Genomic DNA, 19388 nt, shown 5'->3' with positions numbered 1-19388 from the left:
GTCCGTTGACTGTCCCGGCCCGGCCTCGAACGCGGTTTGTACCGGTTCCGCCACAAACTAGACGGCGATCGCGCTTTCACCCGGCAGGGTGACCTCGATCCGGCAGCCCGCGGCGGCCTCCGCCACCCGGATCCGGCCGCCGTGCAGGTCCACCGCCCAGCGGGCGATGGCCAGCCCGAGGCCGGTTCCGCCGTCACTGCCCGGGCCGAGCGCCGTCGGCGAACCGCTGCGGCCGAACCGCTCGAACACCCGCTCCCGGTCGGCGACCGGAATGCCCGGACCCTGGTCCTCCACCTCCAGCAGCAGCCCGCCGCCCTCCGCCGCCCGGGCCCGCACCGTCACGGTGCCGCCGGCCGGCGAGTGCTTGCAGGCGTTGTCCACCAGATTGGCCACCACCTGGTGCAGCCGCTCCGCGTCCGCCACCGCCGACAGCTCGGCCGGCTGTACGTCGACCGCCAGCCGCACGTCCTCGCGCCGGGCGTACGCTCCGCCCGCCGTCGCGCCGTCCACCGTCACGCCCCGCAGCACGCCGTCCAGGAACTCCCGCACCTGGAACGGGCGGCAGTCCAGCGGGACGACGCCGTCGTCCAGCTTCGACAGGTCCAGCAGGTGGGTGACCAGCCGGCCCAGGCGTTCGGTCTGCTCCAGCGCGGTGCCCAGGTTCTTCGGGTCCGGCTTCACCACGCCGTCCACCACGTTCTCCAGCAGGCCGCGCAGCGCCGCGATCGGCGTGCGCAACTCGTGCGAGACATTGGCGATCAGCTCGCGGCGGTGCCGGTCGGCGGCCTCCAGGTCGCCGGCCATCCGGTTGAAGGTGTCGGCCAGCTCGCCGATCTCGTCCCGGGAGGACACGTCCACCCGGGCGGTGTAGTCGCCCTCGGCCATCGACCGGGCCGCCGCCGTCATGTCCCGCAGCGGCGCGGTCAGACCGTTCGCCAGGAACTGCATGAACAGCAGCGAGGCGATCAGCGAGAAGATCATGATGATCCGGATCTGGGTCTCCGACCGGATCGCCACCACCACCATGCCGGTGGCCAGCACCACCGAGACCACCACCAGCATCGCCAGCTTGCCCTTGACCGAGCGCACCGGATCGAACGGGCGGATGTCGGCCCACACCCGGCGCGCGGCGCGCACCGCCAGCGGGGGCTGCGGGGTCGGCTCGGCTTCCCCGTTGCGTTGCTGTGGAAAGGTCATGTGTCCCCAGAACTCGTCCCCCGTGCACGACCGGACCGCCGCGCGGGCCCCCCGGAGGCCCGGACCGGCGGTTCCGGGTCAGGACAGCGGAGCCTCCAGCGCGTAACCCACGCCGTGCACCGTACGGATCCAGCTCGCACCGATCTTCCGGCGCAGCGCCTTCACGTGACTGTCGACCGTGCGGGTGCCGGACGCGTCGGTCCAGTCCCACACCTCGGCCAGCAGCTGCTCGCGGGTCAGCACCGCACGCGGCTGCGCGGCCAGGCAGGCCAGCAGGTCGAACTCGGTCGGCGTCAGGTGCACGTCGCCCGAACCCAGCCGGACCCGGCGCTGCACGTGGTCGATCTCCAGCTCGCCGAAGCGCAGGCTGCCGAGAGCCGGCGTGCGGGCCGCCTGCTGGGCGCGCTCCACCCGGCGCAGCAGCACGTTCACCCGGGCCGCCAGCTCGCGCATCGAGAACGGCTTGGTCATGTAGTCGTCCGCGCCGACGCCCAGACCGACCAGCAGGTCCGTCTCGTCGTCCCGCGCGGTCAGCATCAGCACCGGCACCGGGCGCTGGGCCTGGATCCGGCGGCACACCTCGAGGCCGTCGAAGCCCGGCAGCATGATGTCGAGCACCACCAGGTCGGGCTGCCAGGTGTGGAACCCGTCCACTGCGCCCGGCCCGTCGTGGGCCACCGCCACCTTGAAGCCCTCGGCTCCCAGGCGCGCCGCGATCGACTCCGCGATGGTCGGCTCGTCCTCCACGACGAGCACCCGTCGCTGGGTACCCACCGGGCCACTGCTGATCGTCTCTTGCTGAATCTCTGTCACGGTCACGCCACCGCCCCCAGGGCTGCGGGCCGGCCGTCTGTGGGGACGGCGGGCTCCGCGTCGTAGTCGTCTCAATCCGTCTTGGGCTGTTGCCCCGCCCGCCGGTGCTGCTCCTGGCAGCGTACGGACGCCGTCCCCGCCCGGGTGGGCTGACCGGATGATTCCGGCCGGGACCGTCATGCTTGGCAGGTCCCCGATCGGACGGGCACGGGCCAGTACCTTACCCAAAGCACTTGCGACCTGTAACGGTACGTGTGCGAGCGGCATATGCACGGACAGTGGTCTTCACAGGACTTACCCAGACACCTCTCACCTGCCACCCGTATCGTGGGGCGGACGAAGCGTTCGGGAGGCACGATGACCAGCGCGGAACTGCGACGACGGCTGATCCGGCCGGGCCTGCGGGCCGTCCCCACCCCCCGGGCGAACCCGTTCGCGCTCGGTTACCTCGGCCTGCTGCTCGGCACCACGCTCTACGCCCGCTTCGGCGACCCCGACACCGTGCACCGGCTCCAGTCGGTGTCCTCCACCGACGCGCACAACCTGCTCGTCCACCCCGTGGTCTCCCTCATCGGCAGCGGCCTGTGGGTCGCCGGCTCGGTCTGGGCGCCCTACTTCTGGGCCTTCCTCTGCACCGTCGCACCTCTTGAACGACGGGCGGGGGGAGTCCGTGCCCTCGGCGTCTTCGGGGCCGGGCACATCGGCGCGACGCTGCTCTCGCAGGGGGTGGCCGTGGCGAGTGTGGCCGGCGGGGCGGCCGGGCCTGATGTGCTGGACGCGATGGACATCGGCGTCAGTTACGGGGTGCTGGCCTCGCTCGGCGGGCTGGCCGGACTGCTGCCGCGGCCCGGGCGGGCCGTTGCGCTGGGCGCGGGGCTGGCGTTGATCGGGCACCAGTTGTTCTCCGACCCCGATCTGGTGACTTCGGTCGGGCACCCGGCGGCGTTGCTGTTGGGTGTGGCGATGTGGCCGTGGCTGAGGCGCGGCAGGGGGCCGCGCGGGCCGGAGCGGGTGTGGGCGTGGAAGCGCTCGACGGCCGTCGCGGAGGGCTGAGACGTCCACCCTGAGTCCCCTTCGCTCAGGGTGAACACCCGGAGGGGAACAACCGAGGCGTGCCAAACCTTAGTCAGGTCAGCTCAACTTCACTGACTGGGGAGAGATCATGGCATCGACGTCCATTCCGCTCACTCTGCCCGTGCTGCCCCTCGACGACGAGGTGGTGCTCCCTGGCATGGTGGTTCCGCTGGAGCTTTCGGATCCGGAGGTGAGGGCTGCCGTGGAGGCGGCCAGGGCGGGGAGCAACGGGGGGAAGCCGCAGGTGCTGCTGGTGCCGCGGCTCGACGGGTCGTACGCGGCGGTGGGTGCGCTGGCGACGGTCGAGCAGGTCGGGCGGCTGGCGGACGGCGACCCGGCGGCGCTGGTACGCGCGGTGCGCCGGGTGCGGATCGGCAAGGGGACGACCGGGCCGGGGGCGGCGCTGTGGGTGGAGACCACGCCGTTCCAGGAGTCGGACGCCGGGCTGCCGGTGGCAGGTCGGGCGGCCGAGCTGGCCAAGGAGTACAAGGCGCTGTCCACCAAGTGGCTGCGCAAGCGCGGGGCATGGCAGATCGTGGACCGGGTGGCCGCGATCGAGGACATCGGCGAGCTCGCGGACAACATCGGGTACGCGCCGTTCGCCACCGCCGAGCAGAAGCTGAAGGTGCTGCTGGAGGCCGACCGCCAGGCCCGGCTGGAGTACGCGCTGGGCCTGCTGCGCGAGCACCTCGCGGAGGAGGAGGTCAACGACACCATCCGCAAGGACGTCGAGGAGGGCGTCGCCAAGCAGCAGAAGGAGTTCCTGCTGCGCCGCCAGCTGGAGGCCGTCCGCAAGGAGCTGGCCGAGCTGAACGGTGAGGCGGGTACTGAGGAGGATGACTACCGGGCGCGGGTGGAGGCGGCCGAGCTGCCCGAGAAGGTCCGGGAGGCGGCGCTCAAGGAGGTCGACAAGCTGGAGCGTTCCAGTGATCAGTCGCCCGAGGGCTCGTGGATCCGCACCTGGCTGGACACCGTGCTGGAGCTGCCGTGGAACGAGCGCTCCGAGGATTCGTACGACATCGCCGCCGCGCGTGCCGTGCTGGACGCCGACCACACCGGCCTGGCGGACGTGAAGGACCGGATCGTCGAGTACCTGGCGGTCCGCAAGCGCCGGGCCGACCAGGGGCTCGGCCAGATCGGCGGCCGGCGCGGAGGTGCGGTGCTGGCGCTGGTCGGCCCGCCCGGTGTCGGCAAGACCTCGCTGGGCGAGTCGGTGGCCCGCGCGATGGGCCGGTCGTTCGTCCGGGTGGCGCTGGGTGGCGTCCGGGACGAGGCGGAGATCCGCGGCCACCGGCGGACGTACGTGGGTTCGATCCCCGGCCGGATCGTCCGGGCGATCAAGGAGGCCGGGACGATGAACCCGGTGGTGCTGCTGGACGAGATCGACAAGGTCGGCTCGGACTACCGGGGCGACCCGGCGGCGGCGCTGCTCGAGGTGCTGGACCCGGCACAGAACCACACCTTCCGGGACCACTACTTGGAGGTCGAGCTCGACCTGTCCGACGTGGTGTTCCTGGCCACCGCCAATGTGCTGGAGGCCATCCCGGAGCCGCTGCTGGACCGGATGGACCTGGTCCGGCTGGACGGCTACACCGAGGACGAGAAGGTCTCCATCGCCCGCGACCACCTGCTGCCCCGCCAGCTCGCCAAGGCGGGCCTCGCCGCGGAGCAGCTGACGGTGGACGAGGAGGCGCTGCGCCGGCTCGCCGCCGAGTACACCCGGGAGGCGGGCGTCCGGAACCTGGAGCGGTCGATCGCGCGGATCCTGCGCAAGGTCGCCGCGCAGACCGAGCTGGGCGAGCGCGAGCTGCCGGCCGCGATCGGCCCGGACGACCTGCGCGCGCTGCTGGGCCGGCCGCACCACGTGCCGGAGTCGGCGCAGGAGCCGACCGAGCGCCGCACCGCGGTGCCCGGGGTGGCGACCGGCCTGGCGGTCACCGGGGCCGGTGGTGACGTCCTCTACATCGAGGCGTCGCTGGCGGACGCGGAGACCGGCTCGACCGGGCTGACGCTGACCGGGCAGCTGGGCGACGTGATGAAGGAGTCGGCGCACATCGCGCTCTCCTACCTGCGTTCGCGCGGCGCCGAGCTGGAGCTGCCGGTGACGGGCCTGCGCGAGCGGGGCATCCACCTGCACGTGCCGGCCGGCGCGGTGCCGAAGGACGGCCCGAGCGCGGGCATCACGATGACCACGGCGCTGGCCTCGCTGCTGTCGGGGCGCAAGGTGCGCACCGACGTGGCGATGACCGGCGAGGTGTCGCTGACCGGCCGGGTGCTGCCGATCGGTGGGGTCAAGCAGAAGCTGCTGGCCGCGGACCGGGCCGGGGTCACCACGGTGATCATCCCGAAGCGCAACGAGGCGGACCTGGACGACGTCCCCGCCGAGGTGCTGGAGCGGCTCACGGTGCACGCCGTGTCCGACGTCCGGGAGGTGCTGCGGCTGGCGCTGGAGCCGGCGGAAGTGCTGGTCGCGGCGGCCTGATGACGGCCGAGGGGCCGGGGAGTGTCCACTCCCCGGCCCCTGGTGGTTGCCGATTGTGGCCCATGGCAGACTTCCGGCATGCCGTCCCCTACGCAGCGCGCGCTGACCGCAATGCCGGAGAACTTCCGTCCGTTCCTGGTCAAGCACCGCAAGTTGGTGAAGTTCCTCGTGGTCGGAGGAACCTGCTTCGTGCTCACCATGTTGATCAACTTCGCTCTGAAGATGACCGTCTTCGAGGCCAAGCCGCTCGTCGCCCTGACCGTCGCGACCGTGATCGCCACCGGCGTCTCGTACGTGCTGAACCGGCAGTGGTCCTTCCGGGCCGCCGGCAAGCATCGCGAGGCCGTCCTGTTCGTCGTGGTCAGCGCTCTCGCGGTCGGTGTCAACGACCTTCCGCTGGCGGCCTCGCGCTACCTGTTCGACCTGCGGGAACCGCACGTCACCCACATGACCCAGGAGGTCGCCGACTTCCTCAGCGGCATGATCCTGGGCACCCTGCTGGCGATGGTGTTCCGCTACTGGGCGATGAACCGGTACGTGTTCACCCGGTTGTCGGACCGGGTGAACGAGGAGCAGGGGCGGGCGACCGAGCGGGTCTGACCCCGCCCCTTTCCGTGACGGCCGCTCACGCCTCCGCGGAGGCGGGGCGGCCGACGAGCGGACGGCGGGCCGCCGCGACGAAGGTCACCGCGACACCGATCGCGGCCCAGACCGCCAGCACCGTCAGCGGCATCGCCATCGCGGACGAGCCCAGGTAGGCGATGGAGCGGGTGGCCGAGGTGCCGGCGCCGTTCGGGATCCACTCGCCGATCGCCCGCCAGAACGTCGGCAGCAGCGGCGGCGGGTAGACGCCGCCCGCGCTGGGGTTGCCCAGCACCACGAACACCAGCACGGCCACGCCGATGCCGATGATGTCGAACAGGCACTGCAGCGCCATGGTGAACGCGCCGACCGAGAACACCACGAGCGCGCCGATCGCGGACAGCGCCAGGATCGAGCCGGGCAGCGCGTCCAGGATCGGGCCGGTGATCAGCGTGCCGCCGAAGCCCGCGGCGATCGAGTAAAGCGCCAGGGTGCCCAGGCGCACCGCGGCCCGGTTGGCGTTGGCGGGGCGGGCACCGGCGCTGACGCCGAGGATCGAGGCGACCAGGTAGCCGCCGACGCACCAGCCGACCACCAGGTAGAAGCTGGACAGGCCCTTGCCGTCGCCGGAGGCCAGCGGAATGGTGTCCTGCACCTCGACGGTGCGGTGCTGGGCGGCCGCGACCTTGGTGACGATCAGCTCGGCGGCGCCGGAGGCGGCCGGGCCGCGGGCCTCGGCGACCAGCAGGGTGTCCTGGGTGCCGGCCGGGTCGAACACCCAGGCCGCGTAGATCTTCTGGTCCTTGATCCGGGCCTTCGCGGTCTCCGCGTCGGGCACGACGGACGCGCGCACCGCGTCGTCCGGGACGGACTCCAGGGCGGCGGTCAGCTTCGGAGCGACCTCGGGCGGGGCAACCACTGCGATGGACAGCTGGTGCGGCTTCGGCTGGTGGAGAGCACCCACGTACGAGGTGATGAAGCCGAGCTGGAGCAGCAGGACGGCGACAACCAGGAGGAACGCGCGTGGTGTCACCGCGTCCTTGAGGTCGGCGACGAATCCCTTTGCAGGCTCTGCCATGGGCGGGCATCTCCCTATCAATCCGGTACCAGTACACAAATCGGATACTTAATATCATGAAACAGTTGCGCCCCGGAGAACGTGCAGGCTGCGCGATACTGAGCGCCATGAACGACCCCGTGGCAGAGTCGAACGCCGCCGAACTGGCATTTCTCGCGGTCGAGCGCGAGGTGGCGACGCTGTTCCGGCGCAGCAGGGCCCGGGCCGCCGAGGTTTCCCGGCAGGTGCACCCCAAGCTGGAGGCCGGGGCGTACGTCCTGCTCTCCTTCATTCGGGAGTCCGGGCAGGCGCGGGTGACCGACATCGGGCTGCACTTCGGCGTGGGCAAGGCCACGGTGAGCCGGCAGATCCGGGCGATCGAGGAGCTGGGGCTGCTGCGGCGGGAGACCGACCCGCTGGACCGGCGGGCCTCGCTGGTGTCGCTGACCGAGGAGGGCGAGCGGCGGTTCGCGGCCGCCCGGGAGGCGCGGATGGCGCGCTTCCGGGCCTCGCTGGAGGCGTGGGAGGTGGGCGAGCTGGAGCAGTTCGCGCGCCTGCTGGAGCGGTTCAACGAGCTGACCGAAGGGGTCTGACCCGTTCTGACCTGGGCCTTTGAGGGGGCCCTTTACTTTGACTTGAATAAAGTTGTCTTAGTCAACTATCGGCGTATAGTTGCTTGAGGCAACGAATTTTTAGTCGAAGGAAACGCATGTCGACGACCCCCCAGACACTCCCGCAGGCCCAGCTGTCCCACCGCCAAGTGCTCGAAGCCCTCTCGGGCCTGCTGCTCGGCCTGTTCGTGGCCGTGCTGTCCTCCACGGTCGTCTCCAACGCGCTCCCGCGGATCCTCCACGACCTGCACGGTGGCGAGTCCGCCTACACCTGGGTGGTCACCGCCGCCCTGCTCTCGATCACCGCCGCCACCCCGCTCTGGGGCAAGCTCTCCGACCTGGTCAGCAAGAAGCTGCTGGTCCAGATCGCCATGGTGATCTACGTGCTCTCCTCGGCACTGGCCGGTCTGTCGCAGAGCATCGGCATGCTGATCTTCTGCCGCGTGCTGCAGGGCATCGGCGCCGGCGGTGTGATCGCGCTCGGCCAGATCTGCCTGGCCGCGATGGTCCCGCCGCGCGAGCGCGGCCGGTACAGCGGCTACTTCGGCGCGGTGTTCGCACTCGCCACCCTCGGCGGCCCGCTGATCGGCGGCGTCATCGTGGACACCTCCTGGCTCGGCTGGCGCTGGTGCTTCTACGTCGGCGTCCCGTTCGCCCTGCTCGCCATCCTGGTGCTGCAGCGCACCCTGAAGCTCCCCGAGCAGACCGTCCGCAAGCCGAAGATCGACTACCTGGGCGCGGTGCTGATCACTGCCGCCGTCAGCCTGCTGATGATCTGGATCTCGCTGGCCGGCAAGAACTACGACTGGGTGTCCTGGCAGACCGCGGTGATGGTGCTCGGCGGCCTGGCACTGGCCGGACTGTTCGTCGCCGTCGAGAAGCGCGCCGCCGAGCCGCTGATCCCGCTCGACCTGTTCCGCCACCGCACCGTCGCGCTCGCCTCGGTGGCCTCCGCCTTCGTCGGCGTCGGCATGTACGGCACCACCACCTTCCTCGGCCAGTACTTCCAGCTCGCCAAGGAGAAGACCCCCACCCAGGCCGGTCTGCTCACCCTGCCGATGATCCTCGGCCTCGCGGTGTCCTCCACGGTGGCCGGAAAGCTCATCACCAAGTACGGCAAGTGGAAGGGCTACCTGGTGGGCGGCACCGTGATGCTCGCCGTCGGACTCGGCCTGATGGGCACCGCCCGGGCCGGCACCTCGTACGGGCTGCTCGCGCTCTACATGGCGGTGGCCGGCATCGGCCTCGGCCTGACCAGCCAGAACCTGGTCCTCGCGGTGCAGAACACCGTCCCGCGCCACGAACTGGGCGCGGCCAGCTCGGTGGTCACCTTCTTCCGCACCATGGGCGGCGCGATGGGCGTCTCCGCGCTCGGCGCGCTGCTGGGGCACAAGGTCGCCTCGTACATGGCGGAGAACTTCGTCAAGGCCGGTCTGCCCGCCCCCGCGGGCGGCGGCGACGGCATCCCGGACCTGCACGCGCTGCCCGCCCGGATCGTCCCGCTGGTCACCGACGCGTTCGGGCACGGCGTCGGCACCGTGTTCCTGGTCGCCGCCCCGTTCGCGGTGGTCGGCTTCCTGCTGGTGCTGTTCATCCGCGAGGTGCCGCTGCGCACCGCCGACGACGACCGGGCCGCCGCCCCGGCCGCCAAGGCCGCGGAGCTGGTCACCGACTGATCGCTGCCGACATGCGTGAAGGGCCCCGCGGGAATCCGGCGGGGCCCTTCGTCGTGTCTGCTCGCGTTACTTGGCGGCGATCAGCGAGATGCCGTACGCGACCACCGCGGCGCAGGCGGTGAAGCACACGACCGCGGCGGCCAGTGCCGGGACGCCCTTGCCGGTGCCGGCCTCGACGGCCGCCTCGCGGCGGGTCAGCGCCAGGTTGCCCAGCGCGAAGACGGTGACGACGGCGAGGGTGACGGCCAGGCTGACGCCCGCGGTCTCGGCCAGAGCGGCCCACTTGATGTGCATGATTCGTAGTCCTTTCAGGCCGCGATGGTGGTCTGGCCGGTCGGGCTGCCGGTGACCGGCAGGTCCACCGTCTCGCTGTCGTGCACGTTGCCGGCGTGCACCGGCTGGCGGCGGGAGATCAGCCACATCGAGCCGGCGCCGAGCACCAGCGCCACGCCGACCACGGCCACGCCCCAGTCGCCCTGGTTCGCGATCAGGGCGGCCAGGCCGGACACCGCGGCGGCGGCCGGCAGGGTCAGGCCCCAGGTGTAGACCATGCGGCGGACCATGCCCCAGCGCAGCTTGCCCGACGGGCCGCCGAGGCCCGCGCCCATGATGCCGCCGGAGCAGACCTGGGTGGTGGACAGGCCGTAGCCCATGTGCGAGGAGGTCAGGATTACGGTCGCGGCGGCGGTCTCCGAGGCGAAGCCCTGCGGCGGCCGGATGTCGGCCAGGCCGGAGCCCATCGAGCGGATGATCCGCCAGCCGCCCATGTAGGTGCCCAGCGCGATCGCCAGACCGGCGCTGATGATCACCCAGGTCGGCGGGCCGTCGCCCTTGTGCAGCTGGCCGGCCGAGATCAGGGTCAGCGTGATGATGCCCATGGTCTTCTGCGCGTCGTTGGTGCCGTGCGCCAACGAGATCAGCGAGGAGGAGAAGATCTGGCCCCGCCGGAAGCCCTTCTCGGTGCTCTTCTTCGGGCTGCTGCCGGCGATCAGGTAGGCCAGCTTGGTGGCGCCCCAGGAAGCGACGCCCGCGATGATCGGGGAGGCCACCGCCGGGATCAGGATCTTGGAGACCACCACGCTGAAGTTGACGCCGCCGATGCCGGCGCCGACCACGGTCGCGCCGATCAGGCCGCCGTACAGGGCGTGCGAGGAGGACGAGGGCAGGCCCTTGAGCCAGGTCAGCAGGTTCCACAGGATCGCGCCGACCAGGGCGGCGAAGATGATCGAGGGTTGCAGTCCGGCCTTCTCGTTGACGATGCCACCCGAGATGGTGGTGGCCACCTTGACCGAGAGGAAGGCACCACCGAAGTTCAGCACCGCGGCGATGGCCACGGCGACCTTGGGCTTGAGGGCGCCGGTGGCGATGGAGGTGGCCATCGCGTTGGCGGTGTCGTGGAAGCCGTTCGTGAAGTCGAAGGCGAGCGCCGTGATGATCACAACGGCCACCAGGAACGTGATGTGTTCCATACCCAAACAATCGTCGAAGGTGTCGGACTGACGTTGCTGTCCTCGGTGACCGTAGGAAGCGATGGTGAACGGGAGGTTAACTCGGCACGGAGTTGTGGTTCCTTGGGTGGCGTGGGAGTTGCCGGGGCGTCGGTTTTCCATGGAGATCGCGGAATCCGATGAGAGGGTTGTCACACTCCCGCGCGGATGAGAATTCACTTCACGCCCCCCTGGGCATCTGCCGGGAACTCCCTCCGCATGGCAGGATCGGTCCGATCGCCGACGGGAACCAGGGGAGGGCCGGCCGATGGGGGCAGGGCAGCGCGCGGAATCGACCGGGATGCGGCCGTGGGTACGCGCCGCACTGCGTTGCGGGGCGGTGCTCGCCGTCGCCGCACTGACCTTGCCGTTCGCCTCCGCCGCGTACGCCGCGCCGGACCCCGGAGCCTCGACCTCCGCCCCCGGGGCCGACCCGCTGGCTGAGGCCAAGCGGACCCTCGGCCCGCTGCTGGAGCAGCTGCACACCCTGTACCAGGAGGCCGAGGCCGCCACCGAGCAGTACAACGGCACGGTGGCCCGGCTCGCCGAGCAGCAGGCCAACGTCCAGGACCTGAACGCCCGGGTGACCCGGCAGCAGGAGGCCGTGGACACCGGCAACGACCTGGCCGCCCAGCTGGCCGGCGCGCAGTACCGCAACAGCCAGATATCCGGGTACGCCGAGATGCTGCTGGCCAAGGACCCGTACGAGGCGGTGGTGATCGCCGGACTGCTGGACTCTGTCGGGCGCTCGCAGAAGGAGTTCCTGGAGCGGCTGAAGTCCGACCGGGACACCCTCGCCGCCGCGCAGCTGGCCGCCCAGCAGGCGCTGACCGAGGCGCAGACGCTGGCCGGTCAGCAGGAGCAGCAGAAGAACACCGTGGCCAAGAAGCTGGCCGACGTGGAGACCCTGGTCGGCTCGCTCACCGGCGCCCAGCGCAGCGAGCTGGAGGCGCTGGAGAAGCAGCAGGCCGACCAGGCGCAGCTGACCTTCCTGGCATCCGGCGCACTCGGCAAGGGCGAGCGCACGCCGTCCGCGATGGGCCGCAAGGCGGTGCAGTACGCGCTCCAGCAGCTCGGCAAGGACTACGTGTGGGGCGGTGCCGGGCCGGACGTGTTCGACTGCTCGGGCCTCACCTCGCAGGCCTGGCTGCACGCCGGGAAGGCCATCCCGCGCACCAGCCAGGAGCAGTGGGCGCAGCTCAAGCACGTGGCGCTGAACGAGATGCGCCCCGGTGACCTGGTGGTCTACTACGGCGGCGCCACCCACATCGGGATGTACATCGGCGGCGGCCTGGTCGTGCAGGCCCCGCGCACCGGCGACGTGGTGAAGGTGTCGAAGGTCGGCGCGATGCCGATCCTGGGCGCCGTCCGGCCCGATCCGGAGGACTCGGCGGACGACGCGGGCGGCGAGTGGAAGGTGCCGGACGTGAAGGCCGGCGAGTCGAAGATCGGGCCCGCCAAGCCGTCCACGCTGCCGCCGGCGCCGAGCACGCCCGCGCCGAGCACGCCTGCGCCGAGCACCCCGGGCCCGAACGTCCCGGGGCCGGACACGAAGCCCAGCAACCCCGGCACCATCCCGTCGCAGCCCGGTGGCAGCGGCTCGCCGAGCACCGGTTCGAGCAGCTCGCCCAGCGGATCGGCGAGCGGTTCGGCCTCCGGCTCGCCGTCCGGCGCCGCGTCGGCCTCCGGGTCGGGTTCGGCCGCGCCGACGGGCAACTGACCGACCGGGCCGCCGTCGCAGGACGGCGGCCCAGGCGGGTCGGACCGGTCAGGCGGTCGGCTCCAGGCGGACCACCACGGCCTTGGAGGTCGGGGTGTTGCTGATGTCCGCGGTGGAGTCCAGTGGCACCAGCACGTTGGTCTCCGGGTAGTAGGCAGCCGCGCCGCCCCGGGCCACCGGGTAGTGCACCACCCGGAAACGCGGGGCGCGGCGCTCCACGCCGTCCTTCCACTCGCCGACCAGGTCGACGAACTGCCCGTCGGTGAGGCCGAGTTCGGCGGCGTCGGCGGGGTTGACCAGGACCACCCGGCGGCCGCCCTTGATGCCCCGGTAGCGGTCGTCCAGGCCGTACACGGTGGTGTTGTACTGGTCGTGCGAGCGGAGCGTCTGGAGCAGCAGCCGGCCCGGCGGGACGTCGGGGGCGGTGAGCGGGTTGACGGTGAAGTTGGCCTTGCCGGTGGCGGTGGGGAAGCTGCGGCTGTCGCGCGGGGCGTGCGGCAGGGCGAAGCCGCCGGGGCGGCGGACCTTGGCGTTGAAGTCGTCGAAGCCGGGGATCACGCGGGCGATCCGGTCCCGGATCAGGTCGTAGTCGCGGGCGAACTCCTCCCACGGCGTGGGGTCCTGCGGGCCGAGCGCGGCGCGGGCCAGCCGGCTGACGATCGCCACCTCGGAGAGCAGCTCGGGCGCGGGCGGGCGCAGGCCGCCGCGCGAGGAGTGCACCATGCCCATCGAGTCCTCGACGCTGACGAACTGCGGGCCGAGCGTGCTGACGTCCCGGTCGGTGCGGCCCAGGGTGGGCAGGATCAGCGCGCGGGCGCCGGTGATCACGTGCGAGCGGTTCAGCTTGGTGGAGACGTGCACGGTCAGCCGGCAGCGGCGCATCGCGGCCTCGGTGGCGTCGGTGTCGGGGCTCGCGGAGACGAAGTTGCCGCCCATCGCGAAGAACACCTTGACCCGGCCGTCGCGCATCGCCCGGATGGTGTCGACGGTGTCGAAGCCGTGGGCGCGCGGCGGCTCGAACGCGAACTCCTGGCCCAGGGCGTCCAGGAACGCGGTGCTCGGGCGTTCGAAGATGCCCATCGTGCGGTCGCCCTGCACGTTGCTGTGCCCGCGCACCGGGCAGACGCCCGCGCCGGGGCGGCCGACGTTGCCGCGCAGCAGCAGGAAGTTGACCACCTCGCGGATGGTCGGCACCGAGTGCTTGTGCTGGGTCAGGCCCATCGCCCAGCAGACGATGATCTTCTGCGAGGAGAGCACCAGGCGGTGCAGTTCCTCGATCTGCTCCCACGGCAGGCCGGTGGCGGCCAGCGTGGCCGGGCGGTCGAGGTCGGCCGCCTCGGCGGTGAACTCCTGGTACCCGGCGCAGTGTTCGGCGACGAACGCCTCGTCGACGGCGCCGGGGGTGGTGAGCAGCAGGTGGTTCAGCGCCCGGAACAGCGCCAGGTCGCCGCCGAGGCGGATCTGCAGGAACAGGTCGGTGAGCTTGGTGCCGCCGCCGACCAGGCCGCGCGGGGTCTGCGGGTTCTTGAACCGCTCCAGGCCGGCCTCGGGCAGCGGGTTGACGCTGACGATCTTCGCGCCGGCCCGCTTGGCGCGCTCCAGCGCGGAGAGCATCCGGGGGTGGTTGGTGCCCGGGTTCTGGCCCGCGACGATGATCAGATCGGCCTGGTACAGGTCCTTGAGCGAGACGCTGCCCTTGCCGACTCCGAGTGTCTCGGTGAGCGCCGAACCCGAGGACTCGTGGCACATGTTGGAGCAGTCGGGCAGATTGTTGGTGCCCAGCCGGCGGGCGAACAACTGGTAGGCGAAGGCCGCCTCGTTGGACGTCCGGCCGGAGGTGTAGAACGCCGCCTCGTTCGCGGAACCCAACGCGGTGAGCTCGGCGGCGATCAGCGCGAACGCCTCGTCCCAGCCGATCGGCGCGTAGTGGGTGGCGCCCTCGTCGAGCAGCATCGGGGTGGTGAGGCGGCCCTGCTGGCCCAGCCAGTAGCCGGAGCGCTCGGCGAGGTCGGCGACCGGGTGGGCGGCGAAGAACTCGGGGGTTATCCGGCGCTCGGTGGCCTCCTCGGCGACCGCCTTCGCGCCGTTCTCGCAGAACTCCGCCAGGTGCGGCTTGTCCGGCTCGGGCCAGGCGCAGCCCGGGCAGTCGAAGCCGTCCTGCTGGTTGACCTTGCGCAGGGTGGACAGCACCCGGCCCGGGGACATCTGGTCGGCGGCCATCCGCAGGGTGTGACCGATCGCGGGCAGACCGGCGGCCGCGTGCGCCGGAGGTCCGACGTGCGGCGCGTCCTGGGCGGGGTCGCGGTGCGGGGGCTGCTTGGCCATGGCGGACTCTCCGGAGGGCTCGGGGTACTTGGAGCGTATCCGGTACGACCGCGGGTGTCGTGGGGCGGAGGGCCGGGCCGGTCACCAGCCGTGCGGGATGCGCTCCAGCACCCCGCCCGCGAACACGTCGTACAGCGGCAGCGACTCCAGGTGCACATAGCCGATGTGGCAGTCGCACTCGCCCAACGGGCAGGCGCGCGGCCGAAGTTGGGCCCGGTATGAGTCGTCGTACAGGTTGCCCAGCGGCGGTCGGACGAAGTGGCAGCGACGCACCGTGCCGTCCCCGTCCACCGACACCACGCTCTCCCCGGTGCGGCACGGCAGGCCCGCGCTGCGGTGCGGGTGGCGGCTGTAGCCGAACAGCGGGTCCAGCTCCGTCCACCCGGCCGCCTCCGCGTCGGTGTACGTGAGCCCGTCCGCCGCGTTCACCCACAGGTAGACGGACGCCGGCAGCGCCGCGCGCAGCCGGCGGGCCGCCGCCAGGTGCTCCGGCTGCCCGACCACGCCGACGCTGAACCGCACGCCCAGTGCCGTCAGTTCGGCGCACTTGGCGAGGAAACGCTGCTCCGTCACCTGGCCCGGGTGGTACGTCACCCAGAGCGCCAGCTTCGACAGGTCCGCCTCGGCCAGCCAGCCGGTGCGGCAGCTCGCGTTGGTCTGGATCGCCACCCGCTCCAGGTGCGGCAGCCGGCTCAGCTCCACCATCGCCCGCCGGTACCAGGACCGCACCAGGCCCTCGCCCCACGGCGTGAACAGGACGGAGAGACGGCCGTGTTCGTACCGGGACGCCCAGGCGGTGAACCGCTCCAGCGCGGCCCGGTCGGTGCGCAGCAGCTCCGGGGGGTCCCGCCGCTTGGCGAACGGGCAGTACGGGCAGTCGTAGTCGCAGGAGGACAGCGGGCCCCGGTACAGGACGGTCAGTGCGCTCATTTCGGCGAGTACCCCGCCATCCGCTCGCGCACCCCGGCGGAGAACAGCCGTGGGCCGATCGCGTCCGACCAGGCCAGGCCCTCCGCGGTGAGCAGCAGCCGGTCCGTGCCGGCCGCCAGCCAGTTGTTGGCGGCGAACCCGGTCAGTTCGGACGGGAAGTCCTGCTCGGGGCTGCTGCCGAAGCGCTCCCGGTAGGCCGCCAGGTCGACGCCCTCGCCCTGCAGCAGCGACTGCACCAGATGGCGGCGGCGGGTCTCCTCGTCCGTCATCTCCCAGCCCAGTTCGGCGCGCGAGAAGTCCGGCGCCGCCACGTAGTCGTCGATGATTCGGCGGACCTCGCGGGCGTCCACCGCGTAGTCGAAGGAGTAATGCAGCTTCGAGGTGTACGAACGCGCCCCGCAGCCCAGGCCCACCATGCCGTCGGTCTGGCAGGCGTACTCGCCGGCGCTCGCGCCGGCCGCGCCGGAACGGCGGAACATCCGCATCGACACCTGCTCGTAGCCGTTCGCCAGCAGGTGGTCGCGGCCGGCCCGGTAGAGCGTCAGGCGCTGAGCGTCCCATTCGGGGGACGGCGCGTTGTCGGTGTGCCGGTTGTCGGCGTGCCGGCCGAGGCCGGTCAGCGGGCGGACGTACAGCGGGTACAGGTACAGCTCCTCGGGCTGCCAACTCAGCGCCGCGTCAAGGGACTTGATCCAGCTGACGGCCGTCTGGCCGTCGATGCCGTAGATCAGGTCGATGTTCAGCACCGGGAAGCCCGCGTCCCGGATCCGGCCGAGCGCCGCCTCCACCGCCGCCCGCTTCTGCGGCCGGACCGCCGACCTCGCCTCCTCGTCCAGGAACGACTGCACGCCCAGGCTCAGCCGCGTCGTGCCGCGCTCGGCCAGGACCTGGAGGCGGTCCGCGGTGGCGGTGTCGGGGGAGGCCTCGACGGAGAGGGGGATGGACCGCAGATCCGCGCCCATCCGGTGCTCGGCGATGTCGCAGAGACGCTCCAGCTCGGCCGCCGTCAGATAGGTGGGCGTGCCGCCGCCGAACGCCGCGAGAGCGAATTCGGCGGTGTCGGAGAGGGCCTCCCGGGCCTGGCCGGCCTGCCGCTCCAGCGCGTCCAGGTAGGCCGTGGTCAGGCCCTCCGGGCTGCCGATCCGGGTGAACAGGTTGCAGAAGCCGCAGCGCACCTCGCAGAACGGGATGTGCAGATAGAGGGAGAGCGCGTCCTGCTTCTCGCCCCGCCACAGATCCGCCAGCGACGGGCGGTCGGGCAGCGGGCGATAGGCCGTCTTGTGCGGGTACGCGTAGACGTACGACTGGTACGGGGACTCGGCGGGCGTCATCGGTGCTCCTGGGTGGTCGCCGGGAGGGTGAAGTGCGCGTACGGCACCGTCCAGACCACCTCGTGGCCGATCCGGTGACCGGTGTAACCGTCCTCGCCGTACGCGGTGCCGTGGTCCGAGCAGACGATCGCGAAACACGGACGGCGGGCGGACATCGCCGCGAACAACCGCCCCAGATGCGCGTCCACGTACTCCAGCGCGGCCGCGTGACTGGCCCGGGAGTCGCCGTCCTCACGGGTCGCGCCCGGAAGGTGGAACCAGTTCGGCTGGTGCAGCGCCGAGACGTTGATGAACAGGAACAGCGGCTGGTCGGACGGCTGCTCTGCCGCGACCCGCTCGGCCACCGCCACCTGCGACTCGAACGAGGTCGGGGACGGGACACCCAACTCCGGTGCCCAGTGGCTCTCCTGGAACAGGCCGGGGAGAACGGAACCCAGCGGGCCCTGCTTGTTGAAGAACCCGACGCCACCGATGCAGACCGTGCGGTAACCGGCCGCGGCGAGAGCCGTCGGCAGATCGGGCGCGTCGAACACCCAGGTGCGGGACTCGGTCGACTCGGAGCCGGCGAAACGCGCGGCGAACAGCCGCGGGTGCGGGCCATCGGGGGACGCGGGCGTGGGGAGGAAACCGGCCAGGATCGCCTGGTGCGCGGCGTACGTGAAGCTGCCGGGGGAGTGGCGGCGCTCCCAGGCGCCGTTCGGGATCACCTTGGCGAGATTGGGGAGGCGGCCGGCGGCGAGAAGCTCTTCGGCGACGTCGTAGCGGAGGGTGTCGAGGGTGACGAGGAGGAGATCGTGGGTGCCGACGATCTCGTTCATGTTCGGTATGTCGTGCTGCAAGGGAGTTCCTTCGGGGTTACGCCGCCGGGGCGTCAACTGGCTGCGGGGTGGACGGATCCGGCCGGGGGAGCTCTTCCGCTTCGCGCAGTTCTCCCCCTAGTCCTGGCGGGCTGGGAGGTGCCCCCACGCGCCCCTGGTTTCGCACCCGCTCGCGCTCCCCGCCGGGGGCTGGGAAAAGCGCCTCCCAGCACTTCGGCGAAGCCAGCTGTGCCGCGTAGGTGTCGAGCCCCGGGGCCGGGCCGTCCGGCAGGCCCGGGAGGTTGGGGAGGAGGTCGCCGAAGGCGTTGACTTCGCCGATCAGGGTGCGGCGCCAGCGGGCGTGGGGGAGCAGGTCGACGCCGACCATCGGGGCGTGCGGGAAGCAACTCGCGGCGGCTTCCGCGGTGGCGAGCAGGGTGGGCCAGGTGTCGCCGGCGGCGGCGCGGACGGCGGCCAACTCGCCGCGGGCGCCGCCGAGGTGGAGGTTGGTCATGGGGTGGCGGCTGGTGCGGACCACCACGTGGGTGGCCCGGCCGCCGACCACCAGTACCCGCAGGTCCGCGGCGCGGCCGCCCTGGCCGGACTTGGGGACCCACTGTTCGACGTGCAGGCCCTCCGGGGCGAGCCGGTCGACGAGTGCGGCGACCTCGGCCGCGTCGCGGTAGCGGCGGACGGTGAGCGAGTTGTGCAGCCCGTCCGGGGCGACCTCCACCGAGGTGGTGGCCTGGACCTGCCCGCGCGGGCCGAACTCCAGCGCCACCACCCCCGAGGCGGAGGAGCCGTGCACCGGTTTGAGGAACACCCGGCGCATCCCGGCGGACGCCATCCGTTCCCGCAACTCCTCGAAGGAGGACGGGAGTTCACCGGGCAGTGCGGGCGGAACCGGCACCCCCGCGGCGGCCAGCGCCGCGTGCGCGCGGCGCTTGTCGAACATCACGGCGATCTCCTCCGGATCGCCGAGCATCCGCACCCCGGGCCGGGCGGCCAGTTCGCGGAGTGCGGCGGTGACGCCCGCGTACCAGGCCGGTCCGCCCTCGACCCGGGTGGCCGCGTAGCTGTCACCCAGTGCGGCGCCGCGCAGCAGCCGGTCGGCCTCCGGGTCCTCGCCGGGCGAGTCGACCCGCACCACCGCGCCGGGCGGCAGCTCGTACCGTCCGCGCAGCACCGAGGACCAGGGCAGCACGGCGGGCTCCGGCAGGCCGGCGGCGCGGGCCGCGGCGGCGAACAGGGTGACCCTCCGGTGCCCGGGGCAGCCCAGGACGACCAGCTTCGGCGGCGTCAACGC

Annotated in this window: 16 protein-coding genes; 6 read left to right on the top strand and 10 right to left on the bottom strand. The window is 71.9% G+C overall.

Annotation, left to right across the window (positions count from 1 at the left end):
* Positions 1-57: 57 nt before the first annotated feature.
* Both ACFYST_RS24690 and ACFYST_RS24685 read right to left on the bottom strand, forming a co-directional pair.
* Positions 58-1197, bottom strand: a complete 1140-nt coding sequence (locus ACFYST_RS24690) for an ATP-binding protein (protein ID WP_387637380.1) — start codon at positions 1195-1197, stop codon at positions 58-60.
* Between the two features lie 78 nt (positions 1198-1275).
* Positions 1276-2010, bottom strand: a complete 735-nt coding sequence (locus ACFYST_RS24685) for a response regulator transcription factor (protein WP_014138042.1) — start codon at positions 2008-2010, stop codon at positions 1276-1278.
* Positions 2011-2367: 357 nt separating this feature from the next.
* On the opposite strand from ACFYST_RS24685, the gene ACFYST_RS24680 reads away from it, so the two are divergent.
* The 3 genes from ACFYST_RS24680 to ACFYST_RS24670 all read left to right on the top strand — a co-directional run bounded on the left by ACFYST_RS24680 (position 2368) and on the right by ACFYST_RS24670 (position 6166).
* Complete coding sequence (locus ACFYST_RS24680) at positions 2368-3063, top strand: rhomboid-like protein (RefSeq protein WP_387637377.1); 696 nt, start codon at positions 2368-2370, stop codon at positions 3061-3063.
* A gap of 109 nt (positions 3064-3172) precedes the next feature.
* Positions 3173-5566, top strand: coding sequence for an endopeptidase La (gene lon, locus ACFYST_RS24675; RefSeq protein ID WP_387865510.1), 2394 nt, complete (start codon positions 3173-3175; stop codon positions 5564-5566).
* 78 nt (positions 5567-5644) lie between these two features.
* Positions 5645-6166, top strand: a complete 522-nt coding sequence (locus tag ACFYST_RS24670) for a GtrA family protein (protein WP_387637372.1) — start codon at positions 5645-5647, stop codon at positions 6164-6166.
* 25 nt (positions 6167-6191) lie between these two features.
* Here ACFYST_RS24670 and ACFYST_RS24665 read toward each other — a convergent pair whose 3' ends face one another.
* The gene (locus ACFYST_RS24665) at positions 6192-7226 is read right to left on the bottom strand and encodes a DUF3533 domain-containing protein (RefSeq protein ID WP_387637369.1); all 1035 of its coding nucleotides are present in this window, start codon (positions 7224-7226) and stop codon (positions 6192-6194) included.
* Positions 7227-7333: 107 nt separating this feature from the next.
* On the opposite strand from ACFYST_RS24665, the gene ACFYST_RS24660 reads away from it, so the two are divergent.
* Together ACFYST_RS24660 and ACFYST_RS24655 are read left to right on the top strand one after the other, a co-directional pair.
* Positions 7334-7798 carry a MarR family winged helix-turn-helix transcriptional regulator gene (locus ACFYST_RS24660; protein ID WP_387865507.1) on the top strand — a complete coding sequence of 155 codons (465 nt, stop codon included), beginning with the start codon at positions 7334-7336 and terminating at the stop codon, positions 7796-7798.
* A 116-nt stretch (positions 7799-7914) separates the two neighbouring features.
* Positions 7915-9492: an MDR family MFS transporter gene (locus ACFYST_RS24655; RefSeq protein ID WP_387865504.1), complete on the top strand. Its 1578-nt coding sequence runs from the start codon at positions 7915-7917 to the stop codon at positions 9490-9492.
* 66 nt (positions 9493-9558) lie between these two features.
* Here the strand turns inward: ACFYST_RS24655 and ACFYST_RS24650 are convergent, their stop codons facing one another.
* Together ACFYST_RS24650 and ACFYST_RS24645 are read right to left on the bottom strand one after the other, a co-directional pair.
* Positions 9559-9786, bottom strand: coding sequence for a hypothetical protein (locus ACFYST_RS24650; RefSeq protein WP_387865501.1), 228 nt, complete (start codon positions 9784-9786; stop codon positions 9559-9561).
* A gap of 14 nt (positions 9787-9800) precedes the next feature.
* Positions 9801-10961, bottom strand: a complete 1161-nt coding sequence (locus tag ACFYST_RS24645; protein ID WP_387637359.1) for an anion permease — start codon at positions 10959-10961, stop codon at positions 9801-9803.
* Between the two features lie 319 nt (positions 10962-11280).
* Here ACFYST_RS24645 and ACFYST_RS24640 point away from each other — a divergent pair, with 319 nt between their 5' ends.
* The gene (locus ACFYST_RS24640) at positions 11281-12699 is read left to right on the top strand and encodes an NlpC/P60 family protein (protein WP_387865499.1); all 1419 of its coding nucleotides are present in this window, start codon (positions 11281-11283) and stop codon (positions 12697-12699) included.
* Between the two features lie 48 nt (positions 12700-12747).
* Here ACFYST_RS24640 and ACFYST_RS24635 read toward each other — a convergent pair whose 3' ends face one another.
* The 5 genes from ACFYST_RS24635 to ACFYST_RS24615 form a co-directional block, all read right to left on the bottom strand.
* Positions 12748-15024, bottom strand: a complete 2277-nt coding sequence (locus ACFYST_RS24635; protein ID WP_387865497.1) for an FdhF/YdeP family oxidoreductase — start codon at positions 15022-15024, stop codon at positions 12748-12750.
* A gap of 81 nt (positions 15025-15105) precedes the next feature.
* Complete coding sequence (locus ACFYST_RS24630; RefSeq protein ID WP_387865494.1) at positions 15106-15954, bottom strand: STM4011 family radical SAM protein; 849 nt, start codon at positions 15952-15954, stop codon at positions 15106-15108.
* Positions 15951-17285, bottom strand: coding sequence for an STM4012 family radical SAM protein (locus tag ACFYST_RS24625; protein ID WP_387865492.1), 1335 nt, complete (start codon positions 17283-17285; stop codon positions 15951-15953). Before ACFYST_RS24625 ends, ACFYST_RS24630 begins: the two co-directional genes overlap by 4 nt.
* Positions 17282-18103, bottom strand: a complete 822-nt coding sequence (locus tag ACFYST_RS24620; RefSeq protein ID WP_387865666.1) for an STM4013/SEN3800 family hydrolase — start codon at positions 18101-18103, stop codon at positions 17282-17284. Before ACFYST_RS24620 ends, ACFYST_RS24625 begins: the two co-directional genes overlap by 4 nt.
* Positions 18104-18140: 37 nt before the next feature.
* A complete protein-coding gene (locus ACFYST_RS24615) occupies positions 18141-19385 on the bottom strand; it encodes an STM4014 family protein (protein ID WP_387865490.1) in 1245 nt (414 codons plus the stop codon).
* Positions 19386-19388: the final 3 nt, after the last annotated feature.

It is taken from the genome of Kitasatospora sp. NPDC004614, assembly GCF_042873675.1.
GTDB lineage: Bacteria > Actinomycetota > Actinomycetes > Streptomycetales > Streptomycetaceae > Kitasatospora.
Note: the sequence above shows the minus strand (reverse complement) of the source record. Positions and strands in the feature narration are given on the sequence as shown.